Source organism: Phocaeicola coprophilus DSM 18228 = JCM 13818, assembly GCF_000157915.1.
In the GTDB taxonomy this organism is placed as follows: Bacteria; Bacteroidota; Bacteroidia; order Bacteroidales; family Bacteroidaceae; genus Phocaeicola; species Phocaeicola coprophilus.
Window position 1 is genome coordinate 1 of the sequence record NZ_EQ973639.1, and the last position, 5,395, is coordinate 5,395.

The 5,395-nt window shown below is 41.5% G+C and carries 9 protein-coding genes; 5 read left to right on the top strand and 4 right to left on the bottom strand.

Going from position 1 to position 5,395, the window contains the following annotated elements; translation table 11 throughout:
* Positions 1-30: 30 nt before the first annotated feature.
* Together mbpB and mbpC are read left to right on the top strand one after the other, a co-directional pair.
* Positions 31-825 (top strand): mobilization protein MbpB, encoded by a 795-nt coding sequence (mbpB, locus tag BACCOPRO_RS07755; protein ID WP_008142477.1) that lies wholly within the window; start codon positions 31-33, stop codon positions 823-825.
* On the top strand, positions 782-1,237 hold the full coding sequence (mbpC, locus tag BACCOPRO_RS07760) for a mobilization protein MbpC (RefSeq protein WP_008142478.1): 456 nt from the start codon (positions 782-784) through the stop codon (positions 1,235-1,237). Before mbpB ends, mbpC begins: the two co-directional genes overlap by 44 nt.
* Positions 1,238-1,283: 46 nt before the next feature.
* Here mbpC and BACCOPRO_RS07765 read toward each other — a convergent pair whose 3' ends face one another.
* The 4 genes from BACCOPRO_RS07765 to BACCOPRO_RS07780 form a co-directional block, all read right to left on the bottom strand.
* Positions 1,284-1,613 (bottom strand): hypothetical protein, encoded by a 330-nt coding sequence (locus BACCOPRO_RS07765; protein WP_117926440.1) that lies wholly within the window; start codon positions 1,611-1,613, stop codon positions 1,284-1,286.
* A gap of 5 nt (positions 1,614-1,618) precedes the next feature.
* Positions 1,619-2,284 (bottom strand): hypothetical protein, encoded by a 666-nt coding sequence (locus tag BACCOPRO_RS07770; RefSeq protein ID WP_054858236.1) that lies wholly within the window; start codon positions 2,282-2,284, stop codon positions 1,619-1,621.
* A 131-nt stretch (positions 2,285-2,415) separates the two neighbouring features.
* Entirely contained in the window at positions 2,416-3,399 is a 984-nt protein-coding gene (locus tag BACCOPRO_RS07775) for a replication initiation protein (RefSeq protein WP_008142481.1), read from the bottom strand.
* An 11-nt stretch (positions 3,400-3,410) separates the two neighbouring features.
* A complete protein-coding gene (locus BACCOPRO_RS07780; protein ID WP_008142482.1) occupies positions 3,411-3,809 on the bottom strand; it encodes a hypothetical protein in 399 nt (132 codons plus the stop codon).
* 384 nt (positions 3,810-4,193) lie between these two features.
* Between BACCOPRO_RS07780 and BACCOPRO_RS07785 the strand changes: the two genes are divergently transcribed.
* The 3 genes from BACCOPRO_RS07785 to mbpA all read left to right on the top strand — a co-directional run.
* Positions 4,194-4,466 carry a prevent-host-death protein gene (locus tag BACCOPRO_RS07785; RefSeq protein WP_240054384.1) on the top strand — a complete coding sequence of 91 codons (273 nt, stop codon included), beginning with the start codon at positions 4,194-4,196 and terminating at the stop codon, positions 4,464-4,466.
* A complete protein-coding gene (locus BACCOPRO_RS07790; RefSeq protein WP_008142487.1) occupies positions 4,456-4,797 on the top strand; it encodes a type II toxin-antitoxin system RelE/ParE family toxin in 342 nt (113 codons plus the stop codon). The genes BACCOPRO_RS07785 and BACCOPRO_RS07790 overlap by 11 nt, the downstream gene beginning before the upstream one ends.
* 332 nt (positions 4,798-5,129) lie before the next feature.
* Positions 5,130-5,395: mobilization protein MbpA (gene mbpA / locus BACCOPRO_RS07795; RefSeq protein WP_008142491.1), on the top strand; the 266-nt coding region annotated here is incomplete at its 3' end.

Below are 5,395 nucleotides of genomic sequence, written 5' to 3' on the forward strand. Positions count from 1 at the left end.
AATCAATGAACTTAAAAAGATACTTTCACGATGATAGCAAAAGGAAAGAGCATATCTCATGGCACGGCAGCACTGGAGTACGACCTTGCCAAAGAGATAAACGGAGAGGCAGCAGCCACCGAGATACACCGCCATGAGCTTTTCGGCTGCACAGGCGAAGATATGGTGCAGGAGATGAAACCTTACTTTGTTGATTTTCCGAACGTAAAGAACAACTGCCTTCGGTTTGAGGTCAGCCCTTCAGTGGAAGAAAGTGCAGGCATGACCGATGCGGACTGGGCGAAGCTCGGTAATGACTTCATGCAGCGCATGGGTTTGATGAACCACCAGTACATCATTGTGAAGCACAGCGGAACGGAGAAGAACCGCAGGCAAGCCCACCTGCATATACTGGCAAACCGTGTGTCGTTATCGGGAGAACTATACCAGGATAACTGGATAGGGAAGAGAGCTACGGAAGCTGCCAACAGTATAGCCAGAGAACGGAACTTGGTACAGTCAAAGGATATAGGCAAAGCCAACAGGGAAGAGATAAAACAGGCTATGGATGATGTTCTTATACGGATGCAGGGGTTTGACCTTGCCGGATTCAGCCGGGAACTCGGAAAACTGGGCTTCAAGGTAAGGGAAGCCCGGGCAAGTACAGGCAAACTCAACGGCTACTACGTGAAAGCCCGGAGCGGAACGGAATACAAGGCAAGCGAGATAGGGAAAGGCTATACGCTTGCCCATATCGAGAAGACACAGAAAAAATTGAAGTATAACTCAATCAGCAGGAATTATGGAAACACCCTCAAACCCAAAGACGGAGGATTACACCTATAAGCAGGGGCAGTACAGCCCCCGAAAGAGAAAGGACACCACGCCCAAAGTAAATCCGCAGCTTGCGGTAGAACTTGTGTTTCAAGAATTGAAGCGTGTAGAAGCTTATACGAAGCGCATAGAGGATGCAACAACCAAAAAGGTAGAAATAGACAGGGGAAGCCTTGAAAGTGCTGAAAATCGCCTAAAAAACGTATTGGCGGACTTTGAACGGCAGGGAAACAGAATGAAAAATGGCAGCTATGTGGACAAGAAAGTTTCAATGTACTCAATCCTTTGTGCTGTTTTTTCCCTATTGTTCGCCTGTCTGATGTGTTACCTGTGGGTGGATGCAGCCAAGGACAGGGATAATTACAAGAGGTATTATGAATACTATCAAAAAATGCAGTTAGACACTGAAAGGAATGTGAATTGAAAGAAAAAAAGCAGTTGGGGAGATAAAATCCTCCCCTGCTGCTTTTTTAACATTTTTGCTCTTTATATATCAGAGAAAATGGATATATAGCAATCATTGAGGCTATAATGCAACCTAAATAGATGTTTTCCAAGAAGAAAAAAACAAAAATAGAGAAGAGAGCTCCAATAAAGGAGAGTATAATAATTTTTTTCGTCCTCTTACTGATTTTTATATTTTTAGCTTCTTTCAAGGAAGACATAATATATGCTCCGCATATTGATAGCAAAAAGTAGAAAGCCCTTTCTATGCGTTCAATGTCTTTGTTGTAAATGCTTATACCTATAAGAGCTATAGGCATAACTAAGAATAGAATAAAAAGCAAATTCTTTTTCATAATCATTAACAAAGGGCTTCTGCCATTAATAAGAAAACAAGACTAGCAGCAGCTCCAGCGCCCATGCTAAGAGCTCCAAAAGCTGTTCCCCAAATTATACCAGCACCGCCAATAGAAAGACTACAACCATTTCTTGTTTGAGAGATGGTTAAAATTTTATCGTTATATGAGAGAATATTAACGACACTTTGCTCTTTCTCTGCTTGTGCTGTGAAAAAATATGTATCATCAATTTTTGATAAGGCAACTATAGCTTCTTTGTCGTTAGCATTGATGTTTATTTTCTTTACATTAAGTATAATGCCATCAGGATTTTCATATAAAGCTAAAAAATTGTCTTTGTTTGTTTTACTTTGTACCAAGTATACAATACCTCCTTTTTCTTTAGATGTTATTTTTTGCTGCACAGAAAAATCATAATCTTCAGAGAAAGCGTCCATAGAGGTTGCTCTTGAAGAAAGCCCCAACAACGTATTTTCGGCTTCTATGGCTTCAGTGAAAGCAGGAATGTTGTTTTTGGCTTCTTCAGAAGTGATTAAAGAACTTGAAGCACTGACGGCTTCTACATCATTCGAGGTTGTAGTCTTGACGTTATCTACTTCGTCATTGCTACAGGCTTGAAATCCCATAAGTGAAAACAAGCAGAAAAATAAATAAACATACGTTTTCATATATGTAAACGTTTAGAGATTATGTTGTAAAGGAATAGAAAAAAAAGGTATTAAGCAAATAGATTGATGGTTTTTTATAAAAAAGTGATATATTGTAGAAAAAATGAATAAATATTATTTGATTTGATATTTTACAATTCCTTTAGCTTCCTTTTGATAGCTCCGATTACATATCCTTTAGGGTTTTCTGCCAGCCGTGCGCCTTTCTTCAATTCTCCCAAGAACCCCATAAAATCGGGGATGCGGTTTTGTCCCTCGATAAGGGTTTTCTTGTTCTTGTTGATTTCATCAGATTTGAAGTCAAAAGAAAATTTGAGGTAGTCATATACGTTGTTTTCTAACTGGAGCCGTGCTGTAACTTTAGCTATGCGCGCTTGTTCCTGTAGTGCAGGGTCTTCTCTATCTTCAAAGAAAACAGGGAACAGAGTCCATCCAATAACCTTCTTCCCTTCTTTTTCCTCCTTAGCCACAAACGAATAAGGAGAGAACTTGTCAAGCTCTTTTTTTGCGACATCAATAACCTTCCTGCGAAAGTCGTTTACCCTTTCATATTTACCTTGTAGATTGAATCTTTCCCGAAGCCCGTCAGAACCTTCTAACGGCACAAACAAAGGTGTAGTTTGTCCTGACATGAGCTCATAAAATCGCATGGCATAAACACTTTTGAATTTCATAGCGGTTACAAGTTCGTATTTTTTGAAACCCTTAGTGAAATCAAGCGCAGCTCTCCAAACAGGTTCATAGACATGGAAAGTGGCAACGCCTGTGCCTTTCTTTATTTTGGGATGCTCTATTATGGCTGTATAGAACCAAATCTCATCATCTTCATACTCCGCCCCTTTTTTTGAAAGCGAGGTAAATGCAGCCTTTGCTTTGGCATAGTTGTTGTCTGTTTCATCTCGAAGTATATCCGCCACAGGCATAGTGATGTTTACACCGCAGTCTGTCGGCTCGATTTTGTGCATGTGATCTTTGATTTTTACACCTTCTAACCAATGCTGTGCAAACTCTATAAGACGGTAAATAATACGTTTTTCATAGGGGCTGAAATCGTACTTTGCGCAAGTCCATATATAGGACTGAAATACTGCTTTGTTGGGTAGATTCTCACTCATTGGATATTCTCTTAGATTGTTGCGTATGGGTCAAGTTCCTTAATCCGCTTACACAAATAATCGAAGCGTTTCTTTGTAAGCGGTGTGAGTGTATCGAGGTTCTCGCCATCAAAATTCTCTCCAAAGATAATGTCGTCCACCCCTATGCCGTGATTGTAGTTCTCACGCACGCAGTTACGCAGAATCCAAAGGTTGCGCAGATTCACCCAGTCGGCTGTAATGTTTCTGATTTTACTGAATAGCAGCGTAGCTGTGTAGAGGTAGTGTCCGCAATGGTTGTAGTCATGCAGCACCAGTTTTCCTTGATAGTAGATGTCAAAGTCCTTGTTTCCTTCATCTTCCTTTGTATCGCAGTAGAAGAACGGAATATCTTTCAGACCGCCCCAATCAATGTAAGTAGTTGGTTTCATATAGTGCTGTTTTATAGGTTTGCAGCAAATATACGAATAAAGTACGACCTCAACAAATAAAGGTCGTATATTTTATTCTTTATGTCGTCTTTAAAGTGTTAATTTTTATTCTTTATGTCGTATTAAAGTATTCTTTATGTCGTACTTGGAGGGCTTTTTCCTCGCATAATGCGCGCGCGCGAGGATAGACATAGATAGTCCATGTTAAGATAGAAACAGGCTCATAAAGCTGAAGATGCTTCTCAACTTTCGGAAAAACGGATGAAGAACAATAGGGAAAACAAAGACAAAGCCCCCTCGTAAGGGGGGTTGGGGGATTGTGCGGTTATTGAAGCTTTTTTTTGCGTGTTAAAGTATATTAATTTGGTTACAATATCGGTGACAATGGTTACATTTGTATCACAATCAAAAAGTTTAAGATATATGCAAGTAATTCCATTGAGCAAATTTCGGACGAATCAGACAGCGACCCTTCTTCGTGCTATTCAGGGAGAATCCGTCTTTCTGACTTCACGTATCGGTGATTTTAAATTGGTGCCAGTGTCCGTAGAAGAAAAAATAGCCACTCGAATAAGAGAGGGCTTGAATGAAGTGAAACGAATCGAAGCTGGTGAGCAGCCAGCCAAGAGCGCAAACGCATTTCTTGATGAGCTTTGAAGTAAAGACCACCCCACATTTTGAGAGGGAAGCGAAAATCCTTGCAAAAAGGTATAAGTCTTTTAAGGCTGACATGAAGGATTTTATCGAGTCATTGGAAAAGAACCCCATGCAGGGGGATGAACTAAGCCCTGGTATCCGTAAAATAAGACTTGCCATTGTTTCTAAGGGAAAGGGTAAGTCTGGGGGAGCACGTGTTATCACATACACGATTTGTGCATCGGAGAGTGAAGGTCGTGTTTATCTTGTGGATGTCTATGATAAGTCAGACTTCTCTACCGTAAGTGTATCTATTCTTAAAAAAATCATATCTGAACAGGGTATCCTTTGACCAGTCAGCGTTAGTGAAGCGAACTGTGTTTTTTCTCTTTTCGGTCTGCAAAGGTAACTCCACACTCCGAAGCCGTCAAGGGCTTCGCAAGTTCGGAGCGGAAAAAACCGCACAGCTTCACTGTGCGGTTTTTTCCGCTCGAACCCTTGACCGCTCTCCGTGTTCCGTTGTGGGAATGGCAGGGAAAAAGAAAAAAAAGTGTGTGGCTATGCAGTGTGTTAGCGCTGTGTGTATTCCCATGCGGAATGTGTATATATAGCAAGAAGTGTCCTTGTCGGACATTCTTGCCTTTCTCGCTTTGCTCAAAAGGATTTTAAGATTACCTTTGCGACATGAAAGTAAATCGAACGGAGAAGATAACATTCCGCTGCACCGCACTTGAAAAGGCGGCACTTGCGGAACAGGCAGCCCGATGCGGCATCAGCATATCGGAGTACTGCCGTACACTCGCACTGGGCGGACGACCCAAGGAGAGGTACACGGAAGAAGAAAGGGAACTGTTTCGGGAGATAGCCCGACTGAAAGGAACACTCCAGCGTCTGAACAACTACTTCGGTGGGCGCCAGTACAGGGAAGTGTTCGAGGAGAACCAGGCACT